This is a genomic window from Nocardioides euryhalodurans (assembly GCF_004564375.1).
GTDB lineage: Bacteria > Actinomycetota > Actinomycetes > Propionibacteriales > Nocardioidaceae > Nocardioides > Nocardioides euryhalodurans.
Window position 1 is genome coordinate 1,206,670 of record NZ_CP038267.1, and the last position, 14,569, is coordinate 1,221,238.

Here is a 14,569-nt window from a genome sequence, read left to right on the forward strand (position 1 = left end):
CGACCCAGGCTCGACCCGATCTGGACCGCGTCTCGACCGGCTCCCGGGAACGTCGAGCCATGAACACACTCACAACAACGTCGAATCCCGTCAACAACGCACCCACGACGTCGCGGCGCTGGACACCGCGCGCGGTCGCCCGGACCGCCGGCGTCTTCTACCTGGTCATCTTCACCTGCGGGCTCTTCAGCGAGCTCTACGTACGCGGGACACTGGTCGACCCGGCCAGCGCGGCCGCGACCGCCGCGAACATCACCGAGTCGTCGGGCCTGTTTCGCGTCGGCTTCCTCGCCGACACGCTGATGGTGCTCTGCGACGTCGCGGTGGCGGTGCTGCTCTACGTGCTGCTGCGCCCGGTCAGCAGGACCCTGTCCACGCTGGCGGCGGCGTTCCGACTCACCCAGGCCGCGGTGCTGGGCTCCATCCTGCTCGCCCAGTTCGCCGCGCTGCTCCTGCTCGACCCCGCCGGCCCTGGTGCCGGGTTGTCGACCGACGACCGTGACGCCCTGGTGGGGTTGACGATGGAGGCCCACTCCTACGGCTACCTCATCGGTCTGGTCTTCTTCGCCGCCCACCTGCTGGTGCTGGCCTACCTGCTCATCAAGTCCTCCTGGTTCCCCAGCTGGCTCGGCGGGATCCTCGGCGTCGCCGGCGTGGGGTACGCCGCCGACAGCTTGGGCTTCTTCCTGCTCCCCGGCTACGACGGCACCCTGTCACCGGTGCTGCTGGCACCAGCAGTCATCGCGGAGTTCTCGATGATCGCCTGGCTCCTCCTCAGGGGCGTGCGGATGGACGCCGGGCAGCGCGACGTCGACGGCGTCGACTCCCAGACGGGGGTGACGGCATGAGGGCCGTGGTCCATGAGCGCTACGGCGCTGCGCAGGAGGTGCTGCGGGTCCGAGACGTACCCCGTCCCACGCCGACCGGCGACCAGGTGCTGGTCCGCGTCGAGGCCGCCGCCGTGGCCGGCGACGACTGGCACCTGATGGCCGGCTGGCCCTACGTCGCCCGACCCGCCATCGGGCTGCTCCGCCCGCGCCACCAAACTCCCGGCCGGGAGATCGCCGGGGTGGTCGAGGCCACCGGCCCCGAGGTCCGCGACCTGGTGCCAGGCGACGAGGTCTTCGGCTGGGGCGAGGGCGGGCTCGCCGAGTTCGCCGCGGTCCCCGAGCAGCAGCTGGTCCTCAAGCCCCCCACGCTGTCGTCGGTAGAGGCCGCCGTCGTCCCGGTGTCGGGATTCACTGCGCTTCAGGCGCTTCGCGACGCCGGCGGGGTCCGCTCCGGACAGCACGCACTCATCGTGGGCGGCTCAGGCGGCGTCGGCACCTTCGCCGTCCAGATCGCCAAGGCGTTCGGTGCCGAGGTCACCTCGATGCAGGGGCCGGGCGGCGGCGGCCTGGTTCGCGAACTGGGCGCCGACCACGTCCTGGACCACACCCGCGACGACCTCGCCGCTGGCCCGACGCGGTTCGACGTGGTCGTCGACCTGGTCGGTGCCCGCGCTCTGGCCGAGTACCGCCGTGCGTTGCGACCCGACGGCACCCTGGTGCTGGTCGGCGGCAGCGGCGGCCGCTGGTTCAAGGGCACTGGCCGGTTCCTCCAGGCGGCTGCGCTGAACGCGCTGGTGAGGCAACGGCTTCGGGTCCTGGTGCACCGCGACGACGCCGAGGACCTCCGCACCCTCGCCGGGTTCGTGCAGGAGGGCAGGCTGCGGCCGGTGGTCTCGGCGGTCTACCCGCTGGAGGACGTGGCGGCTGCCGTGACCCACTTCGCTGGTGGTCACGGCCGCGGGAAGGTCGCGGTCGCGGTCACCGACACCACCTGGCGGGAGGTGCAACGTCATGCGTGAACCCACCACGCGCACCGCCCCCGGCACCTCGCGGCTGCGCCGCTGGACGACCCGCGCCGGGCTGACCGCCCTGGGTGCCGTGGTGCTCCTCGGCTGGACGGTCGCGATGGGCCTCGGCATGGTCCGCACCGCACCCGAGCACTCCACCCTCGAACCGACGGTGGTGCCCTACGCCCAACCCGGACCCCACCTGGTCGGGGTCCGCGACCTCACCGTGCCCGGCTCCACCCCGCTGCCCGCTACCGTCTGGTACCCCGCAACCACCAGCGCAGGCCAGCGCGTCACCTACCGGTACACCGTCGGCATGCTCTCGGGGACGAACCCGGTCACGCTGGCGACCTACCCGGGGCAGGCGCGCCGCCACGCGCCTGTCGACGAGACCGCCGGTCCGTACCCGCTGGTCGTGCTCTCCCCCGGATTCGCGCTCGGCCCCGGCGCCTACGGGTGGCTCGCCGAGCACCTGGCCACCCGAGGCTTCGTCGTCGTCTCCCCCGCCCACCAGGAGCCCCTCGACCCCTCGAAGCTCTGGCAAGCCACGGTCGACCGACCCCAAGACCTCCGGGCCCTCATCGACCACCTCACCAAAGGCGGTGACGCCGTCTCAGCGCTGGTCGACACCGACCGCATCGCCGTGGCCGGACACTCCTACGGCGGCTACGCCGCCCAGGTCATGGGCGGGGCGCGCCTGGACACCCAGTCGCTCCGGACCGCGTGTGCGGATGCGCGGCGTGCGGACGACGCCGGTGTGTTCCTGTGCGGCGCCCTCGAGCCGAGCCTGGCCGACATGGCCGACCGGGCAGGCCTGACGGCCCTGCCCGAGGGGCTGTGGCCGGACTGGTCGGACAACCGGGTCGATGCCGTGGTCTCCATGGCCGGTGACGCCGTGATGTTCGGGGAGACGGGCCTGCGCTCGCTCAACGTGCCGGTCGCCGCGCTGGGCGGCACGGCCGACCGCGACACCCCGTACGCCACCGGGGCACGCCTGACCTACGACCATGCAGACGCCCCCCGAGCAGTCGAGGTGGGACTCATCGGCGCCGAACACTTCGCGTTCACAGGCCCCTGCGCATCCGTGCGCCGGGTGATGACCGTGGTGCCGTTCGGGTTCTGCGACGACCCCGCCTGGAACCGGGCCTCAGCCCGTGACGTGGTTGCCCACCACGTGACCGCCTTCCTGCGGGCAGAGCTCGGGGCGAAGGACTCGACGGCCGCCCTCAGGGTGATACCTGACGCGGGAGACGACCTGGAAGTCCGGACTCGCGGCTACCCCTGAGCGGAACTGGGGCGGAGCAACCTGATTGCGCACATGCGAAAGGCCCCCACAGTCACGCTGTGGGGGCCTCTCGACCTTTGTAGCGGGGGCAGGATTTGAACCTGCGACCTCTGGACAAGATCGGATGCCTGTGCCGGGCTACCTCACACCTCGGGTCCCTCTGGGAGACCTCGGATTGTTGAGGGGGTTCCCCATCGGACGCCTTCAACCGTATCGGAACGATTCGGAACAGTTGCCCGCCGTTTCTGATGACGTTCTGATGACCGGTCGATTCACTCCTGCGTCGCCGCCGGGCAGCCACCCTGGGGACGCCTCGATCTGGCGCATCCCAAGTTGCACGCCTCAGAGTCGTTGCCGCCACCGCCTCCAGTCGATGATCAGGAAGATGCGGTCACAGGGCATGTGCCGCCGATCTTCTTGAGCAGAGCGAGACCGAATTCCACGGAAACCACCGTGTACTCGAGCTTCGGTCGATGCCGTTGATCCTGTTCTCAAGCGAGCCGCCACTCGACGCGAGCCACGGCCACGACCTCGTCGCGGAACTCCTAGGGATGGGGCTTTGTCACAGGGACATCCTTCCGTCTGGGGCCGAAACCTCAGAGGTCAGGTGTCAACCAAGCTCGGGGCAGCCCTCCGGTGCGCGCCCGTTGCTTGGTAGCGGCCCACGGTCAGGTCTAGGATTGATTACCCAGGGAGGGCGTCATGAGTCTTGGCAATCGGATTAGGAACGGACTTGCTGGCATGTTCAGCAAGAGCTCCAACAAATCGGGGAACGCGGCCAACCGCATAGTCGACAAATTAGGCGTGGATTCTAAGACGGCCGAGGAGGTCAAGCAGATCTACGACCCCCCGCCGGAGACCGGCGGCCCTCCCGGAAGCCATCCACGATAACCCGGTTCGCAGTCGGACGTTGAGCACCGCATCTGGCACGGCGTGGGGGCCGGCCGTCGACGTGCGGCCGGGCGCCCGCATGGCAAGTGGGCGTTCCGTCTGTTGTCGGATGGTCGATTGAGCGCTGACCGCGCCAACGTGGTAGGGATGTCGACCGCGCAGTCGCCCGCTTTCAGATCAGTCCTCGGGCGAGGTTCCAGGTGGGCATGCTCGAGCGAATCCACCCCGCCCTAGTAGTCTTCGCCGTCCACGCCTTGGTCTTGCAGCCAACCTCTTGCGGGGGCCCAGGCGGTGTTCTTGTGGCTCTCATCAGGCCTGTTCCAGTGTGGGCAGCCTTGACCAATCCATTTCGCCATCCAAGCGGGCGCCGGCTGCGGTCGTCCAGACGCCGAATGACCGCAACAAACACCGCTCCTGCACAAACGCTGCGGATCGGTCCTTGGTCGATCGGCAGCGTGTGTTGATGCTCGCCCTCGTCCATTACGCGGCGAGTACAGATCAACGGATGCGCCATCGCCGCCCTCACCCTCGCCATTTCCCGCTTCTCCGGCAGCCGGCCTGGCGGTCTCGGCGCAACTCGGTCGCCCGACCCGTCACCGTCCCATTGCATCCTCTGGCAACCGGCGTCGCGGATCTACCGCCAGGGTGCGCCGCGTCCCCCTGCGACCGAGGCGAGCTGCTCGCCGGTACAACTTCGCGTCGAGGGATCCGCGACACCGTGCGGTCTGGCTCGGTGCAGGAGACGGTTCTGCTTCCACGGGTTTCGCACACTGCGGTCGATAAGACCGGCGAACTTGTACACCCGTCGCGCGGAACGCGCCGTCGGCGGCCCCTTGACACGGACCAAGGGGGGGAGGACTTTTGGACGAAGCATTGCTCTGCACTCGCCGGGGAGGGCCGATGTCAGACATCCAGAAACTCCTTAGGGACCTCAAGGCTCGCGCAGCTGGACTCGATCCGGAAAGCGGCAAGCCTACAGAAGGCTTCTACATCTCGTTTCGCCCAGTGGCTCTGCCCATCCGGCCTGACGACTACGCGAACCCCTATTCACCATTCGGTCCATCCGGCCCAGCCATCAACGCCACTAAGAACCCGCCTCCGGCCGCGGACGCCACGGACCCAAAGCAGGTGAACACAGAGCCGGAGGCCGACGAGGAGACCAGGATACGAAAGGAGAACGAGAAACAGAGCGCTGCAGTAAAAGCGTTCGTGAACACGTTCTTTCTCGTTGACAAGAAGCTCAAGATCGCTGATGACTGGACCCCTTATCCAGGAGCGACCAGCATCCACCGCACATGGTATGCGATCATAACCGGCGCCCAGTCGACTCTGGAGTCACAGAAGTTGACCAAGGAAATGGAGGCAAAGTACGCGGCGCTGTTGGATGTTGTTCAGACCAAGAATGAAGCGGGCCAAGAAGTGCCCTCGTCAAAGATGTTGGCCTATGAACAGTACCGCAAGGAACACGCGGCCGCTGTGATCGCAAGGAACAGGGTCTTTTCCGAGTATAAAGAAGAAGGCAAGATGGCAGACTTTCTGATAGATGGTCTGCCCTTAATCGACGCAGAAAAGCACGCGTATATGAAGTGGGAAGGATTCGGATACAAAAAGGAAGTAGAAAGCGCCTTGCAGGAACTCGCCAGCAGGGGGATGAGTCCTGTTACAGCCTTGCTGACACTTGCGAGGGCGGCCTGGCGTGACGGGCAGGCCGGTATGCCGCAGGGTCTAAGTCCGATCCCATATACGTTCATTACTCCATCCAATTGGGCAGACCCTTACGATGACAGTGGATGGACTAAGTACTCAAAGACGGATCTTCACCGAACCGAGAGTAAGGACCGAGAAAAGACGGAATATGGCGCAGGAGCCTCTGTCGGGTTTGGGTTGTGGTCTGCCGGGGGAGACTTCGAGCACATGGATTCCAAAGAATCAGTGAAGGAGAGTGTCGAGGACCTCAACGTGGAGTTCAAGTACGCGGCCGTCGACATCAATAGACCTTGGCTGGACACGGCGCTTCTCAATCTGCCGAACTGGTTCTTGCTGGGTGATTACCCTGCAGGCTGCATTTCGGATGGAACAGCCGCTCAAGAGCTCCCGAGCCAAGGCCGCGAGCCCGCGTTCCTACCGTCCATTCCAGTCGGGCTCATTCTGCTTAAAGACCTGACAATCAGTTGGCGGGATTGGAAGAAGGATTGGTCGGAGGCCACGTCCCGTAACGGCGGTTCGGCCTCTGTTGGTTTCGGGCCGTTCAGTTTAAAGGCGAAGTACGCGAAGGAAACTGGCAAAGAAGACCTGGAAGCCAAGGAAACCAAGGAGGGGCTGAAAGTAGAAGGCATCCAGCTTATTGGCTATGTTTCTCAGATCAATCCCCGCTCGCCGCAGGAGGATTCAAGCGGGTACACAGAGCAACCTTCTCCGTCGCCTTGACGGTGACTCCAGGGCATCGATGACCGGCGCCTCGTCAAGCCCAACCCCGCGGGCCTGCACCAACGGCCCTGACGCTCGGAGGGATGGAAGTGTGACCAGCTTCAGGTCTGTCTGTCGGACTTATGCTCACCGTTAAGGATCTATACGACGCGATCCGTCGCCTGGATTCGGTCAAAGCGTTGATACCATTGGGAGAGGCCTCCGATGAGCCGGGCACCTCGAGTCTCCGGCTCAGTGTTTATGGCGGATCGGTATCGAGCGATGAACTTCTCGTTGGGGATACCGAAGAATCGAGGCGGGCATACGCGTTGGAGGAGTCCGCTCACATTTGCAACAGCACCATCGTCGACGTCGGTGACGGTTACAGCGTTCGCATGGATGCGGCCGACGCACCAGATACCTACTGGTATCAATTGGTTAACCGTAGCTACATTCCTGGCAGTCGCGATAGTAGTAGTTTCGCTGAACTTCAGGCTGAGGCGGCAGAGCGCTGGCGCTTGAGTAGACAGGCGTCCATTACGGTCCCTGGCACGGAATTTCGCGCTGCCACGATAACACCCTCCAACTGGTATGATATTCGGTCATCAAATTGGGTAGACCATGAACTGACAATTAGTTCCTCTGAACAGGCATCAGAGGCTGTCGGCGCGGATGAGGACCGTACCTCTGCCCCAACTGCGTACACCGACCTTTACAACTCCACCGCCTTAAACTCCAATCTCGCTGCGGCGCAGGGACCCGGTCCCGCCCCTGCACTCTCCTGGTGGGACGAAACCGAAGGCCTTCGGATCGACGCGACTGCCGAGAGCCTAGTGGAACTAACGGACAGCGGGCCAAAGTTTCAGGGCAGGTGGGCGAGCGTCGTGAAATCAATGTCGCCGTCCATGCGCCATGTTGCCGAACAAGCGCGCGCAACTCGACAACTGGGTTCAATGCCCATCAGCGCAAAACGTCTCCATCTGCGGTTCGGCCTGTTGGTCGCCAGCTTAAGCCGCCCCTGGCTTTTCGAAAGTTTCTTGCAGAATGGAGAGTGGGCGGTCCCCGACGTCGCGCAAGGGAAGCTCGCGAGGGCGTCGGTCGCGCCCAATTTCGCGTGGATAGCAACCCATATGCTGGTGATTCGAGGCCTTCTGGTGGAGGCCGAAGAGCACTCCAAACGGGCTGACCGTCCCCAGAGTGTCTCGGGCGTCGGGCCCTTTCGCGTTGAACGGACGTCGCGTCAGGAGCAGTTGAGCCATGATGGAGCCCAAATAGTCGGCTGGGTCTTGCGCCGCATGCCTCTGCTTCCCCCATGTAGCGATTCAGTGGGCTGATAGTGAGGTTGGCCGTGTCATCGAACTTTGTGAACGACCCAGGGCGGCTTGCACGTGAAAGCGTAGAACGCCAGCTACGTCTGCAGCAGCAGTTGAATCAGGACCGGGTGGCTCACCAAACCCATGTCGATATGGCGACGAGGGCCCATCGAAATCTGCAGCAGCAGCAAGAGCGCTTCATGAGCGAAATGAATGCTAGGCGGCGACTGGATTCGGATCACTTACCACTCTCAGATATGCGTCGCCGATTAGTAGGTGGAACGCCCCCAGCTCCATCAACGACTTATGCATATAGGCACCGCCGCTGGTACCGCCGCGATCTGTACCGCGCTGATGAGTCACTCTCATTCCTGCTGGACAGTTGCCCATCATTTTCACAAATATTGTACAATGCGAAAACCGAAACAAAGGTGACGGTTCCCAAGCATTACGGCCTCGTGCGTGACTCCACTGGATTGAGATTTGGTGTGTCCAAGGACGGGATGTTTATTGTAGAGGTTTGTCCGCTGTTTCCGTATTCCGAGGGCTTGCGAGTGGCAGCCGCGATGATGGATCTGGAGTTCTGCGGACACGTGGAGTTCCCTCATGACGTTGCAGAGTTTGGAGCTCGCGGGGTTAGTCAGGACGAACTGGTGATCAAGGCGATCGAACCGAATGTGTCGGAAGTAGGGAATTTCTACGTTTGGATAGAACTGGGAGGAGCGTCGGAAGAGAGCGTCCTAGCGGCGGCCCTGTCGTCGCCAGAGCCCCGTGAATTCAAGTTGTCCCTCTCGTTGGACGGCCCCCACCCATTTCTCGAGTCGACTCTTTACATGAGTGCGTACAAGACTTTTGGTCAAGCGAATGAGATAGTTAGCGTGCTCGATGCGGGCAACTTGGTCGTAACCAGCGCTAGTGCAGCCACTCTTGAACTCACCGGATGCGCCACTCTGTCACACGACGGAGTTCGCGAGCATTCTTTGGAAGCGATCCTGATCCCCGGCGAGAGCGCGGATACTTCCGTCCCCGCAGACACGAATAATGTCGTCGTGGACCGGGATTGGTTCTTTACTGCCGAGACCAAGCTTGAGGGTTTGATGCGGGTGTCAGAACTGGAATTGTAGAACCTCTCTCCTCCAGCCATTTCGCCTGTTCAGCGAGTCTTTTGCGGCGACGCAGCGTGACAAGGCTTGGCTGTGCGATTGCCGCCGCGTGAGTATCCATGCGAGGGCGTGATTCTTGAACGCTGACCTCCGCCCCTCGAGCGGTGACAGCTCTAGAGGGATCTGCGGAACGCGTCGCTGGGGCCCGGACCATGAGCGAGCCGCTCGGTCAATTGACTAGTGCTCCTCGTAGTACTGCACTGCGGCTCGGGCATGAATCCTGCGGGCCTGAAAGACTCGCTGCACGCGGGGATCGGTCCGCGGCAATTTCGTCGCTTGATCCAGCACCGAACCCGGCACTTCGAAGTTGTAGAGGACTTCATCGCAGGCGTTCTCGACGCTAACGTCCTCGTGGGCAAGGACGGCGTGCACGTGAAGGTACTGATTCCGAAGTTCATGCACCAAGTAGTCGATCTGGGCGTCCATGTCGAAGAGGATCTCTGCCCCGAGCGTCTGGCCTTGATACTCGTGCTGAAACAGGCCGCCTCTGCGACCGCCCGAGGTCCACTGCGCGAGACCCACGCCGGGGAGCGCCGGTCCCACCTGGGCCCCCCGATCGCGACCCATAATCTCAGTAGCTGTGAAGTCGACCGTGGCACCTGAGAAGTTGCGGGACCGCATCGGCGTCGTAGACGAGCTGCCTTCAATTCGCATTGGGAGCACTTCGGACTCGGCCCACAAGTTTCCGACGATCCCCGCGGCGCCGTTGACGGGATAGCCGTACTGTTCGATCAGCCTGGCCATGCCGTACCGCATGCGCCCAGGGCCGTCTACAGATGTCCAATCTGCGTGCGTCGATGTCGAGGTTTCCAGCGCGGATTCAGGCGACCCTTCAACCTCCTCATCAGAGCCGAGGGCCCCCCAGGTGCGCGGGCCGACGACACCATCCTGGTCGAGCCCGCAACTAGCCTGGAAGCTGACCACAGCCTGCTCCGTCTGGTCCCCGAAGATGCCGTCGATCTGTCCAGAGTCGAAGCCCCGGTCAACGAGAAGTTGTTGGAGTTCGCGTACGTCGTCACCGCGATCCCCGTATCTCAAGCTCCGTCGGATGCTCAATTCTAGGTCCTATCACTCGCCGACGCCGCCGAGCGGTCCAAGCCGGAACTCCGGTCGTGATCGACCATGCTTCCGTGACTTCTCCGAGTACGACCAGACGAGCGGACCGGCCCCTCGACGCCCAGTTAGATCACGACGTCTCGAGAGCCAGTCTTGCACCCCTTCCCGCAGTTGGGCCACCTGTGGCCGCCAAAGCATTACGCCGCAGGCAAGACGCCCTCGGCCGATGCCCCCCCCCCATCGAGTTCGAGACCATCATGACCGCGCCAGCCACTTAGGCTGCGTGACCCAACTTGTCACCTGATCGTGCAGCAGACCCGGGTGCTCGTCGGAACGGCTTCCATCCGACTATGCGCTTCACGCGGTGAATACGTTGATCACGCAGGCAGGCGGGATACGGTGATAGGCGATGTTGAACATGGCGTGCCGACGTGTCCCGCCCCCAATTACGGCGAGCCTGTATTCGAACACATCGGCATTAGCAAGCAGCGCTGGCCCCGGCACTCGATCAATCCACGCCAAGCGATAAGTGCTCCGATGCGGAATTGCCCCGACCACATACAAGTCGCGCATGGAGCCGATGGACATTTGCACCTGCAGTGGGTTCCAGCCCGCGCCCATCAGAGTCCGCGGGCGCCAGTCCGGCGCCTTGGCGGCATCCATCTTCGGGGTCTTGACCTGTGCCAGATATCCGCCACAGTTGCGGCAAACGAGGTCAAGGGATGGGAAGCTTCCCGCCAGCTGACTCAACTTGCGGGCGCGACACACCTGGCAATCGACGAGTTTCGCAACCTGCTTTTCGCCCCATTCGCCGCGCACTTGGTTCTCAGTAGGCACCAACTTCCCCCGTTCCGTTGACTCGAGGCAGAGTAGCGGTCGGCTGCAGCCATCAGTCGCCGATCTGCGCCTGAAGGAACGATCAGCTGACGCTCTCAGGCAGAGAGCTACGGCGCCGAGATGGGTGCGTCGACAGCCTGGGGTTGGCCTTGTGCGTCGACTGAATAGGCTTCAACGTGCTGATAGTTCGGAATGCCAAATGCCTGTGCAAGGCGCCCGAGCGGTGACTCGTGGTTTCTACTCCTCGCAGAGCCCGACGAATGCCCCTAGCTGGAGCAGTCCGGTGGTGGACGTCGGCAAGAATTGCGTCAAGCGACCGCTGCGAACGAGGACAGCCAGCCACTGCCCCCGCGAGATCGCGACGTTGACACGGTTGCGGTCGAGCAGGAAGTCAATGCCACGCGGTACGTCGGCGATCGACGATGCAGTCATCGAGACGATAACGACGGCGGCTTCTCGGCCCTGGAACTTGTCGACCGTGCCGACCAGCACCTCGGCGAACCCACGCTCGTCCAGCGCCCGGCGGACCGCGTGAACCTGGGCGTTGTAGGGCGCGACTACGAGGAAGTCCTCGGCGGTCAGCGGCCGCGTGCCCTCGAAGAAGTCGGGCGCAGTCCACGGCGTACCGATCAAGCTCTCGACCTGGCGGACCACCTCGTCGGCTTCCGCGATCGACTCGACGGAGCAGTCCTGGTGGTCGAGACGTACGACGCGCAGGCCGGGCTCCACGCCTGCTAGATCGCGTGCGGCCGTGCGAGGGTGCGCTCGGAGCCGGCCCTCGTACGAGAGCTTCGAGTCCTTCTCGGCCAGGTTGGGGTGCATGCGCCAGGTGAGGTCGAGGAAGTAGCCGAAGTCCTCAGGCAGCGTTGCGTGCTCACCGATTAGCCATCCCAACGCCGAGTCGTTGACGGGCTCGGGGTGGATGCCCTGGCTGACCTGTGGCAGTTGCTGAGGGTCACCGAGCAGGAGCAGCCTCTTCACTGCCACCGAAACGGCGAGCGTGTGAGCGAGCGAGAACTGACCGGCCTCGTCAATGACCAGGAGATCCAGCGAGTCCCGGTCGATCCGCTTGGTGTTGACGAAGTCCCACGCGGTGCCGCCGACCACGCAGCCGGTGCTGTTCTCATCGAGGAACTTCGCGTAGCCACTGTCCCTAATCCCGGTCCAGGCGCGGGACGCGCCTACGTCGCCGACCTTCTTGGCGACCACCGAGCCGGGCAGCCCGGCCTGCACGATCGCGTCGAGCATGTGCTCCACCACTGCGTGGCCCTGGGCGACCACCCCGACCTTCCAGCCATGGTCGCGCACCAGCCGCGCCACGACGTGAGACCCGACGTACGTCTTGCCGGCGCCCGGCGGCCCCTGGATGGCGACGTACGAGCGGTCCAGGGCGCGGACAGCGTCGAAGATGTCGCCGACCGAATCCCCACCGCGCGGCATTCCTCCTCCACTGAGGCGGGGTGGAGTGCGGCGAAGGACGTCGAGTCCGGGCTGTGGGTGTAGTCCGCGCGCGAGAACCGCCTCGGCCAGCTCCTGGACGGCCGCGTCGATGCCACCAGTGCCCGGCGGCGGCCCGGGAACGACCGCGTCGGGAAGCTGGTCGTAGGGCGCGCAGTCCTTTGTCAGCGTCTCGTCGACGACCAGGACGTCGCGGCCGTCGAGGTCGCGCCCACGAGAGACGATCACGACGCCGCTCCGCGAGCAGCCCAGCGATGCGTTGGACGGCACGTCGTGCGCTCCATCTGCGGGGTTCGCGTAAACGGTGCTCACCTGGTCGCCGTCGTGCACCACGCTGCCCGCACCCCAATGGCCGACCAGGCGCACGTGTCGATGGGGACTCGACCGCGGGGTCGGCTTCGCCCAGTCCTTGATCACCTCGGCGGACTCCGCCACGAAGACGTCGCGCTCATCGCGCCAGTCGGTCAGCGCCGAGGACAACCGGTCGAAGTGAGCCCACCAGAACGGCTTGTGCTCACGCCGGTTGTAGCCGATCGCCGCGGCCAGCAGGGCCCGCGCCTGCTCGTCCGGGGTGCGCCCCGTCTCGGGCAGTCCCTCGCGCAGCTGGACCTCGAGCGGCGTGAGTTCGAGCTCGGAAGGCTTCGTCTGCGCCACCTCAGCGGCGCGCGGCGTCACGCCGTGCTCAGCAGCCCGCTCGAGCAGCCAGTCACGCAGCCGGCGGGTGCTCTCGCAGTCGTAGCGGTTGTAATCGCGGATCTCGGCCAGCAGCTTCGCTGCAACCTCGGCATCGCCGTTGTCCCGGGCCTGGCAGAAGGCGTGGTACTCGACGATCGATGCCGCTGCGTCGGTCACGTTGCCCTCACGCAGGTCGTCGCCCATGTAGAGGGGCTCGAGCTTCTTGATGCTGTAGGACGGCGCGGAGACCCGAATCGCGCCACGCACGACGCCGTACAAGTCGACGAGGACGCCTGCGGAGAGCAGCTCGTCGACGGCAGCCTCGCAGGTCGCGTGCTTGGCCGCGAGCCGCAGCAGCGCGGACTTCTCGTACGCCGCGTAGTGGTAGATGTGGAGGTCGGGATACTTCTCGCGGCGGACGCGGACGAACTCGATGAAGTCCTCAAGTGCCTGCTTCTCCTGCGCACGGTCGTGGGCCCAGAACGGCGTGAACGGAGACTCGGCGCCAGGCTCGGGCACCTCGCTGACACCGAAGAGATACTCCAAACCCCACCAGTCGGGGTTCCCGTCGTTCCACATCGGGTCACCCTCGAAGTCGAAGAACAGGTCGCCGGGAGACGGAGCGGGGATCACGGCAAGGTGGTCGGGGCAGAAGACGTCGGCGGTGACGGGCGCTCCCTCGGTGCCACCGGCGACCTGGAGCGCGGCCTGCGCATGGAGCGTTGTGAACGTCGAGGCGGACATGCCGTCGACGCTCGACGTGGCCGCGGCCAACTGGTCCATGGTGGTGATGCCGGCATCCATCAGCTTGCGCCGTTGGGTCATCCGCATCCCGGCGACCAGCAGCAGATCGTTGGCGTCGGCGACCTCCTCGCTGCAGACGTCGCAGCGGCCGCAGGCGAGCACACCTGGCATCCCCCACTTGGCCGGCGACTCCGCTGCTTGGTGCCCGTGCAGCAGGTCCAACAGGCGCCGCCGGCGCTCCCGGAACACCGGCGCCAGATCCCTAAGCGGGAACCTGACCTGGCGGCCATTGCCGAGCAGCAGCTCGACGTCGTCGGTCAGCGGGATGCCGGCTGCGGTGAGCTGGTCGGCGTACGCCGCGAGCTGGAGGAGGGCCTTGGGCCGCTCGTGGCGGGAGAGCTTGGCGTCGCAGACGCGGTAGGCGTTGTCGTCGCGGATGAGGAAGTCCGCGAACCCGTGGAAACTGCCGTCGAAGAACGCCGCTTGGCAGACCAGGTCGGCGCCAGCCTCGAGTGCGGCGAGGGTCTCGTCGCGACGCTCGGCAAGCAGCGCAGGCGCGTAGGGCTTGGGGTATTCGATGAGGCAGACGCCACCGCCCGTCGCCACGTCATAGGACGTCAGACCCTTGCTGAGGCGGGCCAGCTCACGGGCTTCGTGGTCGAGGCCGATCTCGGCGATGCGGTCCATGAGGGGGTCATCGGCAGCCTCGGGCACGGGGATCCGTCCCAGCTTCACGTCGAGCTGACGGAGCAGGGAGAACTCGCACTCCGCTGCCTTGGTGAGATCACTGGCCGACCACAGGATGTCGTCGTTCGACACGATCATCGGGATTCCCTTCGCTGGACTCCAGACTGTAGTTACGCCGACTGACATCCACAGAGGTTCGCCCCACAAGCGCCCAGTT

General features: G+C 64.6%; 8 protein-coding genes. 5 read left to right on the forward strand and 3 right to left on the reverse strand.

What is annotated here, in order from left to right; all coding sequences use genetic code 11:
* Window positions 1-59 precede the first annotated feature (59 nt).
* From EXE57_RS05680 to EXE57_RS05700, 5 genes are all read left to right on the forward strand, one after another.
* The gene (locus EXE57_RS05680; RefSeq protein WP_135074852.1) at window positions 60-848 is read left to right on the forward strand and encodes a DUF4386 domain-containing protein; all 789 of its coding nucleotides are present in this window, start codon (window positions 60-62) and stop codon (window positions 846-848) included.
* Window positions 845-1,849, forward strand: a complete 1,005-nt coding sequence (locus tag EXE57_RS05685) for an NAD(P)-dependent alcohol dehydrogenase (RefSeq protein ID WP_135074854.1) — start codon at window positions 845-847, stop codon at window positions 1,847-1,849. Before EXE57_RS05680 ends, EXE57_RS05685 begins: the two co-directional genes overlap by 4 nt.
* Window positions 1,842-3,122, forward strand: a complete 1,281-nt coding sequence (locus EXE57_RS05690; RefSeq protein ID WP_135074857.1) for an alpha/beta hydrolase family protein — start codon at window positions 1,842-1,844, stop codon at window positions 3,120-3,122. The genes EXE57_RS05685 and EXE57_RS05690 overlap by 8 nt, the downstream gene beginning before the upstream one ends.
* A gap of 1,791 nt (window positions 3,123-4,913) precedes the next feature.
* Window positions 4,914-6,440, forward strand: a complete 1,527-nt coding sequence (locus EXE57_RS05695) for a hypothetical protein (protein WP_135074860.1) — start codon at window positions 4,914-4,916, stop codon at window positions 6,438-6,440.
* 1,342 nt (window positions 6,441-7,782) lie between these two features.
* Window positions 7,783-8,856 carry a hypothetical protein gene (locus EXE57_RS05700; RefSeq protein WP_135074863.1) on the forward strand — a complete coding sequence of 358 codons (1,074 nt, stop codon included), beginning with the start codon at window positions 7,783-7,785 and terminating at the stop codon, window positions 8,854-8,856.
* Between the two features lie 216 nt (window positions 8,857-9,072).
* Here the strand turns inward: EXE57_RS05700 and EXE57_RS05705 are convergent, their stop codons facing one another.
* From EXE57_RS05705 to EXE57_RS05715, 3 genes are all read right to left on the reverse strand, one after another.
* Window positions 9,073-9,951: a phage tail tip lysozyme gene (locus tag EXE57_RS05705; protein WP_135074866.1), complete on the reverse strand. Its 879-nt coding sequence runs from the start codon at window positions 9,949-9,951 to the stop codon at window positions 9,073-9,075.
* A 357-nt stretch (window positions 9,952-10,308) separates the two neighbouring features.
* The gene (locus EXE57_RS05710) at window positions 10,309-10,788 is read right to left on the reverse strand and encodes a hypothetical protein (protein ID WP_135074869.1); all 480 of its coding nucleotides are present in this window, start codon (window positions 10,786-10,788) and stop codon (window positions 10,309-10,311) included.
* Between the two features lie 237 nt (window positions 10,789-11,025).
* Window positions 11,026-14,490, reverse strand: a complete 3,465-nt coding sequence (locus tag EXE57_RS05715) for a TM0106 family RecB-like putative nuclease (protein ID WP_135074872.1) — start codon at window positions 14,488-14,490, stop codon at window positions 11,026-11,028.
* Window positions 14,491-14,569 lie beyond the last annotated feature (79 nt).

Bases quoted from the DNA above. Each gene is read 5' to 3' on its own strand.
- EXE57_RS05680 (WP_135074852.1), top strand. From the start codon at position 60: ATGAACACACTCACAACAACGTCGAATCCCGTCAACAACGCACCCACG.
- EXE57_RS05685 (WP_135074854.1), top strand. From the start codon at position 845: ATGAGGGCCGTGGTCCATGAGCGCTACGGCGCTGCGCAGGAGGTGCTG.
- EXE57_RS05690 (WP_135074857.1), top strand. From the start codon at position 1,842: ATGCGTGAACCCACCACGCGCACCGCCCCCGGCACCTCGCGGCTGCGC.
- EXE57_RS05695 (WP_135074860.1), top strand. From the start codon at position 4,914: ATGTCAGACATCCAGAAACTCCTTAGGGACCTCAAGGCTCGCGCAGCT.
- EXE57_RS05715 (WP_135074872.1), bottom strand. From the start codon at position 14,490: ATGATCGTGTCGAACGACGACATCCTGTGGTCGGCCAGTGATCTCACC.